This is a genomic window from Streptococcus anginosus subsp. whileyi MAS624 (assembly GCF_000478925.1).
Taxonomy (GTDB): Bacteria; Bacillota; Bacilli; order Lactobacillales; family Streptococcaceae; genus Streptococcus; species Streptococcus whileyi.
This window is the reverse complement of record NZ_AP013072.1, coordinates 925,701-945,780: the sequence shown is the minus strand read 5'-3', so window position 1 is coordinate 945,780 and position 20,080 is coordinate 925,701. Positions and strand designations below refer to the sequence as shown.

Genomic DNA, 20,080 nt, shown 5'->3' with positions numbered 1-20,080 from the left:
CCATCACCTATCTTCCTCATCCTCTATTTCAGCCCCTTTTATATGACTCTGTCCTTGCATATATTGACCGGCTTGTTGAGCTTGTTGCTGCATTCGATTCATCTGATAGAGGGACTGATTCAAGTTATTTCTGGCTGAAGAAGGTGAATTTGGCTTAGAAGATGGTGCTTTTGGTGTTTGGGAAGCAACTGAATTAGTTGAATTGGTTAGAGCGTTTTTATCGCTCAAAGTAGGATTAGGACTACTTGGCTCACTGATTCCCTTGAAGTCTTCTTTCTGAGACTCTTGTTGGATATTTGATATGGTTGGGTCACTGACTCCACCATCTGCCATAGAAGGATCCTCAAAAAGTGGTTCTCCGCCATACATGCCTGAAGGATTCAAGGTATATTCGGGTTCATTATTATCACCAGATCTAAAACGAGCTTGATCCGGAATATCGTCATTCTTCAAAGCATTGTAAGTTGAATATAATCCTGTTTGGGCTTTATCATCCAGGTTATCCATGACACCTCCAGCATAATCCACTGCTTTTTGCCCCATCACTTCGGCTAAATCAACCGCATTACTGATCCCACCTTTTACGGTATTTCCTATTCCTTGGTCTTTGACTGCATTAAAGATACCTTGAATGCCTCCACCTGTTGTAGCAAGGCTATTTCCAACATGTTTACTTGCGTTCTTAACTGCTCCAGGTGTTTTCATTGCCATATTGCCAGCGCCTTGTGCTAATGCGAAACCACCTTTACCAATCGCACCGGCACCTGTCGCAAAGGCATTTCCCATCATCATTGCACCAAGCAATTGTTGAGCTGTCTCGCTATGTCCTGTTGAGACACCTAGCCAACGTTCAATCATGGTCACTCCCTGCATAGCTGCCAAGAAGACACCAATATAAACGATACTTGCGGCCAGACATTGTTCCCACATGTTCAATCCGTCGTAGAATCCACCGGAAAGTTTTGTGATAGCGGTCACGGATAAGGTTGGTAAATCTCGACAAATTTCTAAGGTCATTCGCATAATAACTACTTCAAATATAATACCAGCAAATGCCCCTCCTATCGTTCGTAGGAGTTCCTTGTACTTCTTATTGGAAGAAAGGGAAGTATAGCCTTGAATTGGAGAAATCACAGCTTCCATGATAATATCAAAGACCGATTTGACAAACTTGATAGACATACTCATCAGCAAAATAATCAAAATAATATACTGCATAAACATGCCAATCCAGTTAACCTTATAGCGAAGATATACTGCTTCAAAAGCATTTAATCCGTCAACAATTCTATGTGTTGTGATAGTTTCCACACCATCATGATTAGAATTTAACTTATGTAAAAAGAGACCTTTAATTCCTGCTTTTTTCTTTTCCCAATCTTTAAGTTGTTCCTCATTAGATGCTCCGTATTTTGCAGCAAAATCAATTTTAGTCGCAAAATCTGGTGTATCTCGCTTGTCCTTACTATCTGTAATCTTATTTAGTGCTGTAGATCCTGCTTTGACGGGTTTAATATAACCATAATCATCCATTGGGAATAATTCTGTATTAAAATCATGATCAACTAAAACTTTTAAATCTACCACATTATTTTTCATAGGTTGAATAGAAAGAGAGGAATATTCTGTTCCCTTATCTCCCGAAATCGTTTGAATCGTTTGAGCATCTTGTGCTAGAGCAGTCGCAATCGTTGTAAGAGATAGAGGCATAACCGAGGTAACAAAAGTAACCAACAGAAAATTAACAATCACATTCTTGTACTTTGTCGGCTTTGTGAAGACACCTGTGATTGCACTTGCCACTAAAAGCAATGTGAAAATCGTGACTCCTACAATTTGAAACCAATAAAAGAATTGTCCGATAATGGTTTTCTGATCACCTAAATAGCCAAAGAGACCAAAGAGCTTAAACATATTGTTAAAAACATGTTCTAAGCTAGCGGTTATTTGGTATAAGGCTTTTCCAATTCCTCCTGGAATAGCCATAAAATAAGTCAGGAAAGCTGGAGTCGGCTCTAGATAATTTCCCCAGTAATTATAGAACTGAGCAAATTTAGTAGCATTATCTCCAGTAATATTTCCATTCGTGGGTCCATTCATATCAAAAAAATCTTTACTTAGATCTTTTACTAAATCTGAATATGTTTGATAATTCAATAAAGATACCTTCTTTCTTTAAAAGTATCTTTACTTTAAAGGATAATGATTTTCTTTGTGTTAATGGGACATTTCAGAAAAAGAGCAAAAGAAAAAGTCTCAATTGAGACTTTTTACTCTATTCAGATTCACCACTAAAATCATAATAACCACCTTCAGCTGCATAATCTCTTCGCAATTCAATTACACGAATTTTCTTACCCCCAGCTGATAAAGCAATTTGATAGGTTGCTTCTGCCTGTTTCTTAGTAGGATGTTTTTCTCTGCTAATAATAATTGTGAAATTTTCAGTATCTTTTAATTCAGATTTTAAGCTAGTAACCACGCCTTTAGTTGCTGGCGGAAGATCTTTTTCATGAATTACAGAAAAATAAGTTTTATCACCTTTGCTGTTAGTAATACTATTTTCTTTCTTATCAAAAATTAACTGATCACCACCAGCTATAAAAGGATATTCATATCCTGATAATTTAGAATATCCAGTATATTTATCCTTCAGAATATTTGGTACACCATTTTTATTTACTTTAGACCCACAAGCAGCTAATGCCACTAGCATGACGACTAAAGTAAGCAGGCTAAATAACGATTTCTTCATGTGTTTTTCTCCCTATATAATTCCTATACATGCTCATTATATCAGAACGATTGGGTTATTTCAATAGTTAAATAGCTTTTTATGTATTATCCTATATAGTTTTCTATATAGGAAGGACGCTAAGAAACATCATCCACAAATAAATCTGAATAATCATTGTTGTAGTCTTCATCTCCAAAAATCGTTTCTTGAGCTAAAGCATGATAGAGTTCTTCTTCAGTTGAATAGACTTTTTGAGTGATAGTCGGTTTCTTTCTATAGCGAGTAGATAGTTTTGGACTGGTTCCACCAGCACCAATTCGGCTGTTCAAGCGTTCTCGCCAATCAATTAGATTATCTAAAGCTGTTGAAGCATCTACGGCAATTTCTTGCAGATCTAACCCTCGATGAGGACAATCAACTGGAATATCAGCTAGTTTCAAGCTACGGTCAAATTCTTCCTGAAGGAACATATAACGATAAGGGAAGGCGGTTTTATCATGTGCAAAAATAGGATCTGCAGTTGTTTTATAACCAGTCTTATCCCGATTCTTGATATACCGGAAAATAACAACTTCTCCTTCTTGCAACTTAGCCAGTTGCGTAGGGGTGAGAAGAGGCTGGTTCTCAGTTCGATAGGAAACATTTGGATTAGCCTCATCAATGATATTGGCAGACTTACTGCGAATCGTAATCGTTCGTGTTCCCAAATCTTGGCTAAAGGCTTTGTTGGTATCACTAGAGCTCGTTTTAATATACATGTGAATAGCACAGTTATTCTTAATCGTTTCTGCCACTTCTTTTCCGTAAACATCAACTAACTGTTCTAAGTTTTGAATCCACATATAATACAAAATATTTTGACCCAAACCAATGGAGATTTTAGTTGCCATTGCAGGAATGGCTGGAAGGTTAGTAAACTCGTCTAGGACATGCAAAATCCGATTGACACATTTTCCGCCATTTGAAAGAGCCAACTCATAATTGACGTTAAAGAGTTGATCTAAGAACATAGAAACTAGTGCATTGTATTCTGATCGATGAGGAGGCGTGACGAGATAAATCACCTTTGGCTGATCCGAATAAATGAGTTCAATATCTTCTTTTTCTAACAAAGTGCCATCTGGCTTATCAATGGAGATAATCGCTACATGATCTAGAACTTTCTTCTTGCTATAGCGATCCAGTTGAATAATATTGCCACGTTTTTGATAAACTTTTTCAGCTGAAAGAGTAAAGCGTTGATTTCTGATCCAATCATTCGTATTATTTTCATAATCAAAGTCGATAATGATTTGAAATTCGTCTGGCAGTTTTGGCTCAATCACAAAATTCAAATATCCGTGACCATCTACCAAAGCTGTTTGTTCTTTGACATGAACAATTTCTTGCGTCTTCAATCCCCATTTTTTGGTACTTAGAATCGTCACTTTAGCAGTTTGATAGGCAAATGTATTTTCTAAGCTCTCACTTGTACTAGAACGGAATTTGATGGATAAACGACGTGGAAAACCAACTGAAGCCATATCAATGGAATTTTTGGAGGTCATCTTTGCCACATTATCTTGCAAGAAGAGATTCAATCCCGTAATCATGCTAGAGTAAATATTTCCTCTTGTTTCATCTCCACCAAAAGCAGAGGCTCGAAATTCATTGTCTGCCATTGCTCTGAATTTAGAGAATTGTTTTCGATTAACCATTCTCAGATTATCAAAATAAACTGTAATCTTAGACTTTTTGGTAACTAAATCCCCTTGTTCTGGATTTTCTTCAATTTCATTTTGAGAATTGACAAAAACTTCTTCAGAACCTAATTCATTCAGGAATTTTGCGACATTTGGAATAGTGATTGTGTCCCAGGCATCTGCTTCTCCATTTTGAACTGTTTCATGAGCCCGATCCATTAACGCCATTGTCAAAGCGTTGAAGAGCGACACAGAGGATTTTCGGAAATATTCTGCATTGCCTTTCTCTCCACCCTTTGTTTTAGGATAAATCATTTGAGCGGTCGCATTCACACGAGTTTGAGCCATTTCATAATAGCCTTTTTTAGCGGCTTCTACAGCTAATGCTAGAGGATTAAAGCTCATGGAAAAGTCCATTTCTTGATAATTTAAAACTTCAACCGCATAGCCTCGTTTACGCATCGTTTTATAAGAAGACCGATAGTGTTCTCCTTTAGGATCCCCAATAATCATTGATGGCTGGATTTCCGCTCGACTATTGATGTCAATGGTTGGTGCAATCACTCCCTCCCCTTTACCGGAACGAGTCATCCCATTACCTAGAGTACTAATGGTATCATCTTCAATATAATAGTCGCCTGAAGGAATGGAAAGCAGTCCTAAAATCTTTTCTGCATTCGTCAGATAACGACTAAACCGTCTATTTTGGTATATCATTTGTGTTCGCAATGTCCACCCGGCCAGATTATTTCTTGTTTCATGTAAAACTGGAAAACCACCGTTCCCTGGATATGTCTTTTGTTTATTCGGGATCTTCTTATACTGTTTATAAACTTCTTTTTCAGTCGCAAAGCGATCATCTCCTTTTTCATTCCCATTATAGTCCCGGTATTGCTCGAAGTTGATCCAGGCAGACTTCCAAGCAAGTAATTCGCCAATCAGAAATAAAGGAATTGCTAAGATAGGAGCAAGCGTATAAACCCGAATATTGAACAGATTTCTCACTAACAAACTATTCATATCAAAGCTCGCTTCCAAACTTCTGCTTGAAATGAGTAAATATAAATAGTGTAGTCCCGCTCGAATAACCGTAACAAAGTAATTTGTCAAGACAAGGGCAATCAAGCTAAAACCCAATCCCATGAGAATCATGCTACGATAATTCTTGAAATACAGAATGGGTTTCATTTCTTTGTTAAATCGTTTCCGCTCTTGCTTTACAAAAGGTAAATGATAAAACAAACGGAAAATCAGATTACCAGCAACTAGAAAAATAAATGACAACAAATATAAAACACTCTGCTTGATAGTCCCCCATAAATTCTTTTTTAAAGCATTCTGAACTTGCTTCCAGGAGATTTTCTTCTGACCTTTCCAAATCTTCTCCTGTTCTTTTTTCCATTTTTTGAAGCGATTTTTTATCTCCTCTCGATGTTCAAATACATTCTTTATTCTTTGAAGCCCTCGACCCCAAAAAGGGATAACTAAGCGAAAACCTTTATAAAAAACATAGATTCCGACACTCATGAACAAAAGAAAATTCACTAGATTCACTTTTGCCAGCTGAATGAGAGTATAGACTATCATTTCAAGCACACTCAACATAACTTACCTCCTCACTTTCATCTAATGCTCTCTTTATTTTTTGACCATAAACAGCTGTAAAGAGAAAAATTCTAAATTGTAAACTAGGAGATGCTTGATTATATCGCCGTAAGTAGCTAGAAAATTCTTTCTTCATATCCTGAAGAAAAATGGCACTACAATATTTCTTCTTCTGTTTCAAATAATTATCTATTTGAATAGAATCGGCTAGTAATTCATCAGAATTGACTTCAGCTTTCATCATCATTTCGTTTCCTTTCTACTATTTTCTTTCTATTTTAAAAAATAAAAAATTTTTTTGTGTTAATGGGACAAATCAAAAATTACATATAATACTAAATAGCTTTATATGTAATTTGACATTCCATTTTAAGCATTTTTCGTGAATCATTCTTCATAGAAATTATAAACAAAGCCTTAGAATGCCTATCTCAGCACCTCATTTATACAAAAATAACACACAAGAATTTATTCCTGTGTGTTAAAAACTTTTTTAGTTTGGAAATGATTAGAATGGGCTATCTACGTCCATTGGAATTGGATCATCTGGAATATGAGAAGCTTTGCCAGCTTGAACCTGTTTACGTTGCATAGCTGCTTCTTTACTTTCCAAGAAGGTAATTCCATTTTGAAGCGATGGAGCAATGTATTGGTAAGTTCGATTTTGTCCTTGATCGTTTTTGTAAGTAGTTTGAACAATTTCTCCTTTCAGTAAAATTGGAGAACCTACTGAAAGACTATCATACATTACATCAGCCTGTTTCCCATAAACTTGAACATGAAAGAAACTTGGAATCGGTTTACCATCTTTATCCAATTGACTAGAATGACAGACAAAATCAAATTTAAAAAATGAAGTACCTTTAGCTGTTTTACCATAAGCACCATTTGGAATGCTTGATACTCGCCCATAAGCAATAAACTCTTGCATGTTATTCTACCTCTTTTCTTTTATGACCTGCAAAACTAAGAACTGAGAGAACAGCTCCTCCGATAATTCCTAACCAAGAGGTAACTTCCCCTGTAGAAGGCAACTGTTTAGCAGAAACAGTATTATAGTTGACCGTTACTCGTTTATGATTGGTTGGAGTGAGTGTTGGTGTAACAGCTTGTTTCTTTCCGTCCACATAACTTGTAATTTTACCTGTTTCGTCCACAACCGGAATTGCTTGTCCGCCTGCTTGTTCAATCGCTGCTTTTTGCGCTGCTAATTTTGCCAAGCGTTCTGCTTCCAATTGAGCCTGATATGTTTTTACAAGCTTAGTATGTTGAGCGACCACTTCTGCTTGAGTTTCTTTTAACACTTGCAATTTTGCTTCTTCTTTCTCAAGCAGAACTTTCTTTTCTGCTAAAGTTTGTTTAACTGTCAATAAGCTTTGTTTTGCTTGAGCTAAACGTGCAGGTGCATCTTTCAATTGACGCACTTTTTCTTGAGCCGCTGTCAAACGTGCTTTAGCTTGAACCAACTCATTGTTACGTTGGCTAACCAATGCTTGTGCTTTTGTTAAATCAGCTTTCTTAGTAGCTAATTTGTTTTGTTCAGTAGAAAGACTATTTTTAAGTGCGTTAAGCTCTGACTGTTGTTGAGCTAATTCAGCTTTGGCTTGTGCTAAAGCTGCTTGTTTAGCTTTCACGTCCGCATTCAATTGAGCAACGGCTTCTTGGGCTGCTTTATTTTCAACTTCATCCGCTTTTAAAGTTGCCTGTGCTTGATCCAATTGAGTTTGTGCTGCAGGAGTTTTAACTTCTATAGCTTTAATAGCGTCACGTTGTGCCGTTACTCCTGTTAAATAAGCAGTAGCTTCTTTAACAGAAGTTTCTGCTTTCGACTTATCTGCTTGTGCACGTTCATCATCTTGTTTTGCAGCATTATAAGTACTTTGAGCTTCTTTTTGAGTCTTCAATAATTCTTGGCTATCAAATGGGTTAGCTAATACTGTACGATTAAAGCTACTACCCGTCAGCCCCTTATCATGAATTAACAAGAAATTAACGATTTGCCAATAATCATCTTTAAAAGATGTACCAACCCCTAAATAAGTCGTTTTGACACCTGGACTAAAAAGACCAGACAAGCTCGAAGCATGGAAAAATTCATTATTCTCATTGTTTTCATAATCTTCAGAAGCATTAAACATCATGTTCACAATCGCATTATAAACCAAACGTTTCAATTCTGCTTTTGTTACAATCTGTCCTGCTCCAGCACCACCATTCAAACCAATATTTTCTTCAGTGCCAGAAGAAATTCCATACTGTGCCAACACTTTATTGAGGTTTGCCAGGTCATGACCTTTCACGCCATTTGTTTTTGAAGTTGAAACATGATTGTGAACAATTTTAGCTGCATCTTTTGTTACTTCAACCTTAGATGTACCAAAATATGAGTGAATTTGATTCAATAAATCCGCTGCAAAGAGAGACAATTCTTCTCTCGTTGCTTCTGAAAGATTATTCAAGTCAAGTTTTTCTTGGCTATCATTTTTATTCGCTTTAAAGCGATTTTGTTTCGCCAAAACTTTTCCAAGAGCCACTAATTTATCCGTCATGGCTTTTTCTTCAGCTGGAGAAGCTGTGGCGATTTTTGAAGCATAGTCTCTTAAAGCGGCAATATATTCTTGAGTCAATTTGATTTGGTTTATAGCCTCTACATCTTGGTCAGCTTTGGTTAAATCAGCTGTTGCCTTTTCTAAAGCTTGAGCTGTTTTATTAGCCAAAGCTACCTTTTTATCTAAATCAGCTTTGGAAGTAGTTACCGCCTTTTGAGATTGAGTTACTACTTTTTCTGCTTCAGCTAAATCGGAAGTACGTTTTCGGTCATCTTGTTTTGCTTTAGCTAAATCTGTCTGAGCCTTAGCAACTGCTTCTTTATCAGCGTTTACTTTTGCTTGCGTTTGTTCAGCTTTAGCAATAATTTCTTTAGTACCCGTACCATCTAAAATGGCTTGTTTTTCGGCTACTTTCTTTTCTGCTTGAGTTACTTCTGCTTGTTTTTTAGTAACTGTCTCTTGTACTTTTGCGACTGCTTCTGTTTGTTTAGTCACTTCACTTTGAGCTGTTTGTTGGGCTGTTTGACTAGCAGATACAGCATTTTCAGCTTGGGTGACTTGACCAGTAGCTTCTTTAACAGAAGTTTCTGCTTTAGCCACATTTTCTGGAGTCGCTTCTTGAGCGACTTTTTCAGCTTGAGCGACATTCGTTGTTTCTGTTTTGACCGTATTTTCAGCAGCCGTCACATCTTTTTGTGCTTGATTAGTTGCTTGTTCTTGTGCTTTGACCGCTGCAGTTGCGGTGTCTACAGCTGTTTGAGATTGAGCTACTTCTTCTTTTGTTACAACTGCTTTCGTTTGAGCAGCTTCCGTACTTTTAACCTCTTTTGGTTGCACATCTTCTGCTTGTACTACTTGACCAGCGCCTACCACAGCAACAGTCGCAACTGTTGTCATCAATGTTTTACTAACTTTATTCATAATCTTATGACTCCTTTTAAATGATTTATAATTACATTATAAGACATACGTCTTATAATGTCAAGTATCTTGCTCAGAATTTTTGATGACTTTTATCAACTTTTCTGCTGTATCTAAAGTCATATTCCCGATTTTTCGCTGACCATTCATAAATTTTTGAATCGCAGTCACATCAACACCAGATTCTTTTGCAATACTATAGGCAGTACGCCCACTTTTTAATAATTCTTCAATTTCTTTTTTCATGCTTATAAAATGACTCCTATTGTGATGGATAACTTTATTATACGATACAAAAATAATGAATTCAACCGATACCAAAAAGAAAAGCTAGGCAAAACGCCTAGCTTGCTCCATCAGTCTGATCAAAGCTATCTATTGCGTTTATCAGATTTTCTTTTTAATTTTCTTTATATTTTTTCAAACCAAACAGACCAAAGCCAGCAAGGATCATTCCCAAAACAGACAATCCAATACCAGAAGCTGTACCTGTTTGTGGTAAAGCTGGGGCTGGTGTCTTTGGTGCAGGGGTTGGTTTCTTAGGTTGTGGTTTTTCTGGTTCAGGTGTAGGTGTACTTGTTTTAACCGTATTAGAAACAACTTCATGACCATTCACCACATTCTTATAAGTATTTTCAAATGTTCCATCCGAAATTCGTTTCATTTGAATAGCCGCATCCACATCAAATTCAGAAGCATTGTCTACTTTATCTAAGAAGTCTTGCTTCATAGAAATCTCGACAACACCTTTAGCTTTGTTATATTTCAGCTCCGCATATTGTGATAAGTCTGTGCCAGCTTTAATCACCGAACCATCTTTGAGCTTAATATCAACCCCTGCAATAGCTTTATATTCACCTGTGAACTCATCACCCTTTTCATCAAAATCATCATAGAAACGATATTCTTTGAGTGCTTCACCACGATTTGCAGGTAATTTAGCTCCATCTAGGAAATAATAGAACTTATCACCTAGTTTAACAAGCTTACCATCAAGATTTTGACCATCACCAAGTTTGTTATAAACTCGTTTTTGTACCTTCAATTCTGGTACATGATTAACTACCACATTTGAATAGTAACCATTGCCGAATTGCACTTGGAAGGTTTGGTTCGTGTATTTACCAGTAAAGCCTTTCTTGTTTTGCATTGGAGTATGGAAGAATAAGTCCATACCTGTTTGAACGTAGGCTTTATAAAACTCTTCTGGTTTTTCTGCTACCCACATGTAAAATGCGCCTTTAGGGGAAATACCTGATTTGTCAATCATGTCATTTAAGGCTTTAGAGAGTGTCTTACGGTCTAATACATGGTACATCTTCAAACCGTTAACAGCTTTGCCTTCAGCATCTTTCACTTGGAATCGACTTTCGAGCGGTGTGACAGCATCATCCTGGTAATCTTCAATATATGCAAAGCCTTTAGCAATCGCTTCTTTACCAGACTTGTCATTCTTATTTGGGCGATTCGTCCATTTAGAAACATAGTAATTGATTCCTTCAGGAAGCATTTCTTTGCCATCTACCACTGTTCCAGCAGCATTGTAATTGTGCTTTTCTGGTTTTAGTGGATCACGATTTGGATTTTTTGGATCGTTTGGTTTATTTGGATCTGGTTTTCCTGGTGTATGAATCAGGACTTTATTTGACTTGCGCACATAACCATTTGAACCACCACCGTTCACGACCATTTCAAAGACGTTTTCATAATCTGCAGCGTCATTTTGAGGACGACCCCAAACAGACAAATCAGCCAATTTGTACTCTTTAGCTAAATCTTTATTAACCGAAGTAAGAGTAGCTGTGGTTGCCTTAAATGTCAACAAGTTTGCCTTTTCATTATAAGCGACCTCATAACCTTTATTCGCTTCTTTTGTCTTTTCCAAATCCACTTTAAAGCCTTGTGGTAAGTGGTCATTAAAGACTAATTGAGTAATTGGCTTGCGACCTGCAGGAAGTGTTTCCGTCTGCAAAGCAAAACGATTAAGCGAGTTTTTAGCAACGTATTGACCGTTAATATTCACCTTATCCGCATTTTCAACTGCTTTCTGTACTTGTGGACGAGTAGATAATTTATAATCGTGCACATGCACTGTTGGAACAACAGGCGGTGTTGGCAATTTTTCAGTTGGTTTATATGTTGGTGTTGGTACACCATTAACTGTGACCAAGCTTAACTTAGCTTTTGGAGTTGGTACAGTTTTTTCCGTCTCAGGAGTAAACTTCTTCAACTCTTCTAATTTAGGTGTTGGAACTTCTTTCAGTTTTTCAGGAGTAAAGCTTTTAAGCTCTTTTGGCTGTTGATATTGAGGGCGAGTTGGAACACCAGTTGCTGCCAGTTCACTTGTCAGCGTAAACCAAATTGATGGAGTATAATGTCCTTCACCTTTAAAATCTCCTAATTTATCCCAATTAGATACAACAATATCATACTCAGGTGCTGTCCCCTTCAATTCCATTGCACCAGCTAAATACCAAAAATAAGGACTGTCTCGATGATCAATGGCATTATGTTGATACGGTAAACCAAAATGGGCACCATCTGAATTATCCCGTTCATTTGAGTAAAACATGCCATTATCATGTTTTACAATGGAAGAACCAGAAATTGGAACAAAACGAGAAGTAGAAGTCTCTTGAACTCCCTCTACGTGATTTTTGTAAGAATTTAAACTTGAAATACCAAGTAAGCCTTTTCCTTCATTTGGCTTGTTTTTTGTATCTGAAAAATTAACAACTGTACCGTCTTCTAAATAATAACGTAATTGAAGACGAGTGCGCAAGAAATAATCCTTACTGCGATCTTTTGCGATGGCAGAAATTTCAACACCATCTGCTGGGTTTTGATGGAAGCCATAAATTACCTCATCTTGAACATTTTCAGAATTCGGCAACGTAGTAATGCTCATTTCTGCTTTTGTTACTTTTTTGCCATTGAAGCTGGAATTTTGAAGATTGCCCCAAGTCACCGTAACAGTTTGCCCAACATGAGAATTTACAACTCCCAATTTACTACCTTTTACGGCTGTCATAGCTGTGGTTGTTTGATATAATTCAAACTGTTTAGCCAAACGATCAGAACGCTTTGTAATTGTTCGATCGTCCAGATAGGAAAAATTAAACACATATTCCTGAAATGGCAAGCCAATTTTTTGATGAGCTTCCGCAAAAGCTTCTTTCAATCCTTTAGCGCTTGTATAACTATCTGCACCCGTTACTGTAATACTAGCGTTTGTCTCATTTTTAAACACTAAGCCTTGTGTAACCACTTCACTTAGATACCCATCTTTATGTCTATCTTGTTCCGCTTTGGCACGTTCACGAGCAACCCGCTCATCTTCAGACTTGTTAAATTCCGCAACTTTCTTATTGAATTTATCAATTTCCTTGTTTTCTGCATCTACCTTTGCTTGACCGGCTGCATTGCGTTTTTTGATTGCTTCATTTTCTGCTTCAACAGATTTTTTATGAGCCAACTGAGCTTGGTTGCGTTTGGCAATTTCTGCATTTTCGGCTTCTACTTTTGCCTTGTTCTCACTATTGCGTTTTCGCACCGCTTCGTTATAAGCCTTTGTCTCTGCGATTTCTTGATTTTCTTTCGTTTTTTCAGCTTGATAGGTTTCAGTAGCTTTTTTATTTTCAGCTTTTACTTGATCGACAACTTTTGTATAGGCATCATAAGACGTTTTGGTTGGATCCACTTTAATTTCTTTAGTGGTCTCCGTCACTTTGGCATCTGGAAACTCAGCTTTAATCTTAGCTTTCACTTGTTCCACTGCTTGATTGGTTTGCGCTGCTTGTTGGCTAGCCTTGTCATGTGCTTCTTTCAAAGCTTTATTTTCTGCTTCAATTTGCGCATTCTTTTGCTTGGTTTCTTCAACCGCTTTTGCATGGTCATCTTTTGCTTTTACATAATCTTCTGTTGTTTTTTCAACAGCTGCCCTTTGCTTAGCTTGATCAGCTGCAATTTCCGCTTGAGCTTTTTGTGTTTCAGTAATTGTATTCGTCGTACCCTTATCAACAGAAGCATCTTGCACAACCTTTACACCTTCTTTTTGAGCTGCTTGAGCTGCTTGGTTCACTTGACTATTATCTACTTGTACGGTTACATTTCCTTGTGCTTGACCAGCTTGATTCAACTGATTACGTTGTTCAGCTGTTTTGGCTGGTTGGCTATCTGGTAAATTAGTAGCTGTATTTGCGGGTGCAACCGTTGTAGGCTCTTTAGCGACTTCATCTGCCTGTACGCCATTAGTTGTCGCTACAGCTAGTGCTGCAAGTCCTAAAATAACCCCACAAGTACCATAAGCCTTGATTTTGCGAATAGAGCCATACGTTTTTGTTTCATTTGATTTCATTTTTTGATTTCTCCTTAAATTTTATTAAAACAATTTTTTTAATTTTGTTCCTACTGCAAGCAAAGATAGACCAATCAATGATAGCAGAGAACTAATGAATGCTTTCTCACCTGTTTTAGGTAATGTCTTTAATTCACCTGAAGCGGTTGTTACGGAAACCGTTTGATCCGGATTAACTGTTGCTCCAATGGAAGCAGCTGAAACAATAGAAGTTGTACCGTCTGCATTTGCAATAATCGGATTACTATTTTGGACTCCGACAATTGTAACTCCTGAATTTGTCGTGACTGGTTTGTTTGGTGCTACATCTTGCACCACTTGACCTGTAGCAGTTGAGGTTGTTCCAATTTGGCTTTTACCAGCTTGATTTGCTTCATCCGTTGTTTTGGGTTTTTCTTCTGGTTTTGGTTTTTCTTCATCCTTCTTATCTTCTGAAGAAGGTGTGCTTGGGTTCGGAGCTGGTTCAACAGGCTTTTCTGGTTCTGTTGAAGGTTCCGTAGAAGGATTTGTCGGATCTGAAGGAACAACCGGATCACTTGGTTTTGTACCAGGATTTTCCGGAGTCGGTTCAACAGGCTTTTCTGGTTCTGTTGAAGGTTCACTTGGAGTTTCTGGAACCGGAAGACTTGGTTCAGCTGGTGTTTCTGGTTTCGGAGTTACTTCAGTAGAAGCACTTGGATCTACTGGAACAACTGGTGCATCCGCCAAGACCATTCCGGCATTTGCCAATACAATCGTTGAAATACTTAGCATTGTTAATAGTTTATTTTTCTTCATTTAGATTTTCCTTTTCTTTTATTTTATATAAGTTGTTTCTATTGGCTCTTTAGTGATGACAAAGCCATAGGGGCTGGATTTCTTTTCTTTGGCAACGAGTGTTAATCGAACGCTTTTGATTCCATTATTTTGCTTTAAGGCAAGAACATAGGTTGCCGTATATTCACCAGCTTCATAGCTGATTTTTTCCAGAATAACAGATTGCAAGGTTCCTTCTTTTGGAACTGTATATTTTGCATTTCCTTTATCCAAAAAATCAGTTAATAACTGTTTGTTATTAGAATAGTAACTTGGTATAAAGTAACGACTAAAAACATCCAACCGATGTTCTTGTTTTTGTAATTGAATCGTTTTTTCTAACTCTTGATGCAAAAACTGAACTTGTCGAGTCATTTGACTTTGATTAGTTAATATCCAAATGTTAATCCCTAAAGATAAACAAAGTAATAGGCTAGTTATTCCCAAAGTAAGATAAATTTTTTTCATAGGATGAGAGGATTGCTTTTGTTGCTGAAACTCATCTCTTTGAATAGAAACCGCAGGGCTACGAATGCTTCCTTTACTATGGACTTCTTCTTTACTCGGAAACAGTGGAAGAGAAGTCTCGCTAACATCTAAACTAGCTCGATAGCTAGGAAAAACTTGATTGATAAAATAATCTCTTTTTTCATCATAGCTATATGTAGAGAAGTCAGGTGTTGTCAAAATAGATTCCATTAAAGGTTGCAACAAATTTTGATAACTGGCATCTATCAAAAGAGGTTGGACAAATACTTCTCCTTTCGTTGTAATTCCTCCACCTTCTCTTCGACAAACAGAAACTTTTTCAATCAGAAATGATTCATATTCTCGCTTCATTTCTTGAAAAAGAACTTCTGCTTGTAAAAAGGTGAGGTAAGGAAGGGTTTCATCAAAATGAAATTGACCTTCAGCTAGAATATTCTCATCTAGCTCCTCTATTAAAGAATTTAGCTTTTCATCTTCTGCTGGAGAGTTGTTAGGAGTCCAGGTAACTTGCACAAATAATTCATCTTTTATGGGACATTTCCTTGCTTTATTTAGAAGTTTAAATGCCATAACTACCTACTTTCTAACTTTTAACAAAGTTATAAAACCACTCTACAATACTTGGACCAGTAGATACAACGATGATACCTATAGCAATGGCTAACCAGTGCTTTTTAATAGCTGCTTTTATTTCTCGTCCTCCTAAGCTATAGACAAGACCAGTAACAACAAGTCCCAGTCCAAATAGAAAAATGCTAATACCTTGTATTTTAGTGATTCCTTGTTGTGCAAGGTTTTTACTTTTTTCAAACGGATCTGCTGCATACACAATATGAGCAGATACACCTGTTAAGAAAAGAGCAAGGGAGGAGAAATAGATTTTACTTTTATTTCTCACCTTAGTTAGTTGTGTTGTCAAATATGATTTCATGATTTTCCTCCTTTATTCTCATTTGACTTCCTTATTTTAAGGGATAATAATTTTTTTGTTTTTAATGGGACAAATCAGAAAAATTTTTTCAGTTGAATAAATAGTTTGACTGATTTAAAACATTAAATTGCAATTGACGAGGGTCTTTTCGGGGATTACTTTCTTCTTTTTCTCCTTCTACTTGAATATGAACAACGTACTGATGGGCTTTTATATTCGGAAGTTTTAAAATAATATCTGAAATAGGAGCTTGAATTTTTCTTTTCAATAATCGTTCAAGTGGACGAGCACCATTTTTAGAATCTGTTCCGATATCTACTAAATAATCCAGAACAGCTGGGTCATAAGATAAGAACAATCCCTTTTTATTCGTTCGCTCCTCGATTTCTTTCATATTTTTCTCCACGATTTCTTCTAAATCTTCTCTTTCGAGTAAATTGAAAATCACTTTGTATTCAATCCGATTTAAAAATTCAGGGCGAAATTCTGTTTTGAGTTCAATTTCCATACTAGCTTCAAATTGAATTTGTTCCCGTTCTGTTAAATGACGAAGACTGCCTTTCATAGCAGCTTTTGTCAAAAGCTTTTCTTGACCAATATTCGTTGTCATAATCACAATAGTATTTTTGAAACTGACTAATCTTCCGGTCGCATCTGTTAATCGACCATCATCAATCACCTGAAGAAGAAGGTCATAGATGTCTGGATGAGCTTTTTCTATTTCATCGAGCAAAATAACGGAATAAGGTTTTCTTTTGACTCCTTCTGTTAAAAGTCCCTTGCTTCTACGATTTCTATCTCCAATCAATTTAGTGACATCACCTTTTTGAGAGTATTCTGACATATCAAATCGAATCAACGCTTCTTCATCATCAAATAATCCTTCAGCCAGAGCTTTTGACAATTCTGTTTTTCCAACTCCAGTTGTTCCTAAGAAAAGAAGGGAACCAATTGGCTTGTTTTCGTCTTGCATTCCAGCTTGACTAATTTTAATCACTTCTACAACAGCTTTGATAGCTTCATCTTGTCCTTTTACTCGCTGATGAAGCTTTTCTTCTAAAGAATCTAAGCGTTCTTTGTTTCCCTTTAAAACAGTAGTTACTGGAATACCAGTTTGCTTCTTCAGCACTTCTGCTATTTCCCGTTCTGTAACAAGTTCTTGTCCCTTTGAAGAAACTATAGTAGCAGCCTCATCAATCAAATCAAAAGCTTTATCAGGAAGAAAGCGATCGGGAATATAACGGGTAGATAGTTTCACGGCTTGACAAACAGCTTCATGACTGATTGAAACATTATGATAGTCTTCATAAATTTCTTTTGCTTGCCCCACAATTTCAATCGCTTGTGCAATTGTTGGCTCTTTAATGAGAATTGGTTGGGTTCTGCGTTCCAAAGCACGATCTTGTTCAATATACTCATGAAATTCATCTAATGTAGTAGCACCAATCAACTGAATCTCTCCACGAGACAAAGAAGGTTTCAAAACATTTCCTGCATCTAGTGATTCTCCATTCTGACTCCCAGCACCGACCACTGTATGAAATTCATCAATAAAGAGTAGATTTTGACCAGGAGTTTTCTTTAATTCATCAATGATGTTTTTCAGTTTTGTGATAAAACTTCCTTCGCTCTCATTCATTAAACTAGACAATTCAAGGGAACGGACAGTTAAGCCTTTTAATGTTTCGGGAACACGATCTTGTAAGATTTCCAAAGCTAATCCTTCTAAAATTGCTGTTTTCCCAACACCAGGTTCACCAATCAAAATAGGATTATTCTTCGTTCGTCTGCAAAGAGAGATAATGACAGCTTGAATTTCTTCCTCCCTTCCATACACTTGATAATCCTTTGGCTTTTGACTAATTTTTTGAGATAAATTCTCTGTAAATTGGTCTAAAAAAGGAGTCTTTGATGCTTGATTCAACTGCACTCACCTCTTTCCTCAGTAGCCACAATCTGGTTCTTCAATTTTTCTTTAATCGCATCCACAAATTCTCGTGGGTTGATGTTTCCTTCACCAATTTGAGATAAGAAATTTTCCCATCCTCCTGTTGTTTCTGGATTAGAAAATTCATTATCATATAAAAAGTTAATCAGGAGATAAGCTTTTTTGGTTGGTGTAAATTGACCTGTTTTCTTATCTTTTGTGACATATCCCCTATCTTGAATTGTCTGAATAATAGCCGCTTTTGTGGCTGGAGTTCCAAGACCATATTTTGAAAAAATAGAGCCAATCAACTGACTTTCTGTAATGCGTTTAGGTGGTTTTGTTACTTCTTCACAAACAGAAATCATACTAGAAACTTTTTGAGCCGCTTGATAATGAGGCAAGAAGACATCTTTTCGAATAGTTTGATTTGCCCACTCACTCCAACCTAAACGAACCATCTTTCTTCCACGTGTCACAAATTCTAAACCTTGATTTTTCAATTGAACAGTTGTTGTTTCATAGCGACAATCTTCCGCAAACATTAAAATAGTTCTTCTTGTGACTGCCTCATAAATCAAGCGCTCTTGGGGTGTCAAAGAAAGCAGATCAGGAATTTTTTCAGTTGGAATCAGCGCATAGTGGCTGTTTTCTCCAATTTTTTCAGGATTTACATAGTTTTTTCTTGCTTCAGGGTGTGCCACCTCAAAAGAACACTGTAATACTTGTTGATAAGCAGCTATATTACTTGACAAATAGTCAAATTCTTCTTGTGTAATATAGCGACTATCTGTTCGAGGATAAGACAAATATTTTTTAAGATAAAGCCTCTCTACTAATTGCTCTGTCATAGAAACATCAAACTTCCAACGTTTAGCAGCATACTCCTGCAAGTCAGACAAGCAAAATAGAGGAGGGGCTGCCTTTACATGTTCTTCTGATTCAATAGAAGAAACTGTAGAAACCTCTGACAAGTTTCTAGCTATTTTAAATACTTCTTCGCTATCATAGTAAGGTTCAGAGTTTGAAAAGACGATACCTGTTTGCTTATCTTCTAGCTGTAATTTCCAATAAGTCTGTGGAACGAAATTTCTTATGCTAATATCGTTTTCACATAAAATCCGAATTGTAGGTGTTTGAACACGACCAACTGAAAAAAGATTTTCTTTCTTCCGTAAGACTTTTCCTGAATGTTGAAGAGACAAGGTTACAAAAGGGGATAAGTTCATCCCTACTAACCAATCACTTTGCGCACGGGCTTCTGCTTCTAAATAATAGTTATAAGTCTCTGTTGGATCTCTTAAATTTTGAAAAGAGCATTGTAAACCTTTTTTGGTCATAGAGTGAACCCACAATCGTTTCCAAATTTTTTCTTTTCCTCCTGGAATATGAGACAGAATAGAATAAGCAATCCGCTCTCCTTCACGATCAGAATCTGTTCCAATAAGAACACGATCTGATTTTTTAACTTCTTGATAGATAACATTAAAACGATTCTTGCTTTTCTTGTCGTCTTTTAAGTGCTGCTTAAAAGATACATCTAGTAAAGGGAGTTTTTCTAAATCCCAGTTGTTATTTGGAGGTTCATATTCAAATAAGTGTCCTTCTGCTGCAACGATATGAATTTCTCCTTCAAGGTAAGGACTCTGTTGAATAATCCATGTCATTCCTTTTTTGCGACCTTCTCCTAATGCAGCTGCATAGGTTGCCGCCTGATCATCTTTTTCTGCTAATAAAACGGTAATCATTGTTTCTCCTTTGGATTGAATGAAAGGCTAAATTTACAGCCATATTAAGTGACGATTCCATCATTATAGTAGTAGCGCTCATGGTCTAGTTCATCTCAAACTCGTGACCCACTGCCATAACGCTGCAATGATAAGAAGGAGGAGACAGTATAGAAAATAAAATATACCTAAATACTCCATGAATTTCTCCGATTCTTCCTCTTCCTTAGCTAACTTAATATTTTTTCTTTTAAGTTTATCCTCTATATCCATTTTGGCTCCTTTCATTTTTTAACATTAGTTTAAAGGATAATGATTTTTTTGTTTTTAATGGGACAAACCAGAAAAAATAAAAAGATA

The 20,080-nt window shown here is 36.7% G+C and carries 13 protein-coding genes; all 13 read right to left on the bottom strand.

Features of this window, described 5'->3' with window-relative positions; all coding sequences use genetic code 11:
• Window positions 1-3: 3 nt before the first annotated feature.
• Window positions 4-2,157, bottom strand: coding sequence for a pLS20_p028 family conjugation system transmembrane protein (locus ANG_RS04765; RefSeq protein ID WP_025271734.1), 2,154 nt, complete (start codon window positions 2,155-2,157; stop codon window positions 4-6).
• A gap of 118 nt (window positions 2,158-2,275) precedes the next feature.
• The gene (locus ANG_RS04760) at window positions 2,276-2,755 is read right to left on the bottom strand and encodes an LptM family lipoprotein (RefSeq protein ID WP_025271733.1); all 480 of its coding nucleotides are present in this window, start codon (window positions 2,753-2,755) and stop codon (window positions 2,276-2,278) included.
• A gap of 119 nt (window positions 2,756-2,874) precedes the next feature.
• Window positions 2,875-6,024: a VirD4-like conjugal transfer protein, CD1115 family gene (locus ANG_RS04755; protein WP_025271732.1), complete on the bottom strand. Its 3,150-nt coding sequence runs from the start codon at window positions 6,022-6,024 to the stop codon at window positions 2,875-2,877.
• On the bottom strand, window positions 6,008-6,268 hold the full coding sequence (locus tag ANG_RS04750) for a hypothetical protein (RefSeq protein WP_037582773.1): 261 nt from the start codon (window positions 6,266-6,268) through the stop codon (window positions 6,008-6,010). The genes ANG_RS04755 and ANG_RS04750 overlap by 17 nt, the downstream gene beginning before the upstream one ends.
• Before the next feature lie 264 nt (window positions 6,269-6,532).
• Window positions 6,533-6,955 (bottom strand): single-stranded DNA-binding protein, encoded by a 423-nt coding sequence (locus ANG_RS04745; protein ID WP_003078017.1) that lies wholly within the window; start codon window positions 6,953-6,955, stop codon window positions 6,533-6,535.
• Between the two features lies 1 nt (window position 6,956).
• Window positions 6,957-9,494 carry an SEC10/PgrA surface exclusion domain-containing protein gene (locus tag ANG_RS04740; protein ID WP_025271731.1) on the bottom strand — a complete coding sequence of 846 codons (2,538 nt, stop codon included), beginning with the start codon at window positions 9,492-9,494 and terminating at the stop codon, window positions 6,957-6,959.
• A 60-nt stretch (window positions 9,495-9,554) separates the two neighbouring features.
• A complete protein-coding gene (locus tag ANG_RS04735) occupies window positions 9,555-9,740 on the bottom strand; it encodes a helix-turn-helix domain-containing protein (RefSeq protein ID WP_025271730.1) in 186 nt (61 codons plus the stop codon).
• Between the two features lie 154 nt (window positions 9,741-9,894).
• Window positions 9,895-13,851, bottom strand: coding sequence for an SspB-related isopeptide-forming adhesin (locus ANG_RS04730; RefSeq protein ID WP_025271729.1), 3,957 nt, complete (start codon window positions 13,849-13,851; stop codon window positions 9,895-9,897).
• A gap of 24 nt (window positions 13,852-13,875) precedes the next feature.
• Entirely contained in the window at window positions 13,876-14,628 is a 753-nt protein-coding gene (locus ANG_RS04725; RefSeq protein ID WP_025271728.1) for a hypothetical protein, read from the bottom strand.
• Between the two features lie 18 nt (window positions 14,629-14,646).
• Window positions 14,647-15,705 (bottom strand): hypothetical protein, encoded by a 1,059-nt coding sequence (locus tag ANG_RS04720; protein WP_025271727.1) that lies wholly within the window; start codon window positions 15,703-15,705, stop codon window positions 14,647-14,649.
• 13 nt (window positions 15,706-15,718) lie between these two features.
• Window positions 15,719-16,066, bottom strand: a complete 348-nt coding sequence (locus ANG_RS04715; RefSeq protein WP_025271726.1) for a TrbC/VirB2 family protein — start codon at window positions 16,064-16,066, stop codon at window positions 15,719-15,721.
• Between the two features lie 88 nt (window positions 16,067-16,154).
• A complete protein-coding gene (locus ANG_RS04710) occupies window positions 16,155-17,990 on the bottom strand; it encodes an AAA family ATPase (protein WP_025271725.1) in 1,836 nt (611 codons plus the stop codon).
• A complete protein-coding gene (locus tag ANG_RS04705) occupies window positions 17,987-19,741 on the bottom strand; it encodes a type IA DNA topoisomerase (protein ID WP_025271724.1) in 1,755 nt (584 codons plus the stop codon). The genes ANG_RS04710 and ANG_RS04705 overlap by 4 nt, the downstream gene beginning before the upstream one ends.
• Between the last annotated feature and the right edge of the window lie 339 nt (window positions 19,742-20,080).

What these genes read in the sequence shown, in the direction of transcription:
- ANG_RS04755 (WP_025271732.1), bottom strand. Translation starts at nt 6,024, where the DNA reads ATGTTGAGTGTGCTTGAAATGATAGTCTATACTCTCATTCAGCTGGCA.
- ANG_RS04720 (WP_025271727.1), bottom strand. Translation starts at nt 15,705, where the DNA reads ATGGCATTTAAACTTCTAAATAAAGCAAGGAAATGTCCCATAAAAGAT.
- ANG_RS04750 (WP_037582773.1), bottom strand. Translation starts at nt 6,268, where the DNA reads ATGATGAAAGCTGAAGTCAATTCTGATGAATTACTAGCCGATTCTATT.
- ANG_RS04725 (WP_025271728.1), bottom strand. Translation starts at nt 14,628, where the DNA reads ATGAAGAAAAATAAACTATTAACAATGCTAAGTATTTCAACGATTGTA.
- ANG_RS04705 (WP_025271724.1), bottom strand. Translation starts at nt 19,741, where the DNA reads ATGATTACCGTTTTATTAGCAGAAAAAGATGATCAGGCGGCAACCTAT.
- ANG_RS04730 (WP_025271729.1), bottom strand. Translation starts at nt 13,851, where the DNA reads ATGAAATCAAATGAAACAAAAACGTATGGCTCTATTCGCAAAATCAAG.
- ANG_RS04715 (WP_025271726.1), bottom strand. Translation starts at nt 16,066, where the DNA reads ATGAAATCATATTTGACAACACAACTAACTAAGGTGAGAAATAAAAGT.
- ANG_RS04745 (WP_003078017.1), bottom strand. Translation starts at nt 6,955, where the DNA reads ATGCAAGAGTTTATTGCTTATGGGCGAGTATCAAGCATTCCAAATGGT.
- ANG_RS04735 (WP_025271730.1), bottom strand. Translation starts at nt 9,740, where the DNA reads ATGAAAAAAGAAATTGAAGAATTATTAAAAAGTGGGCGTACTGCCTAT.
- ANG_RS04760 (WP_025271733.1), bottom strand. Translation starts at nt 2,755, where the DNA reads ATGAAGAAATCGTTATTTAGCCTGCTTACTTTAGTCGTCATGCTAGTG.
- ANG_RS04740 (WP_025271731.1), bottom strand. Translation starts at nt 9,494, where the DNA reads ATGAATAAAGTTAGTAAAACATTGATGACAACAGTTGCGACTGTTGCT.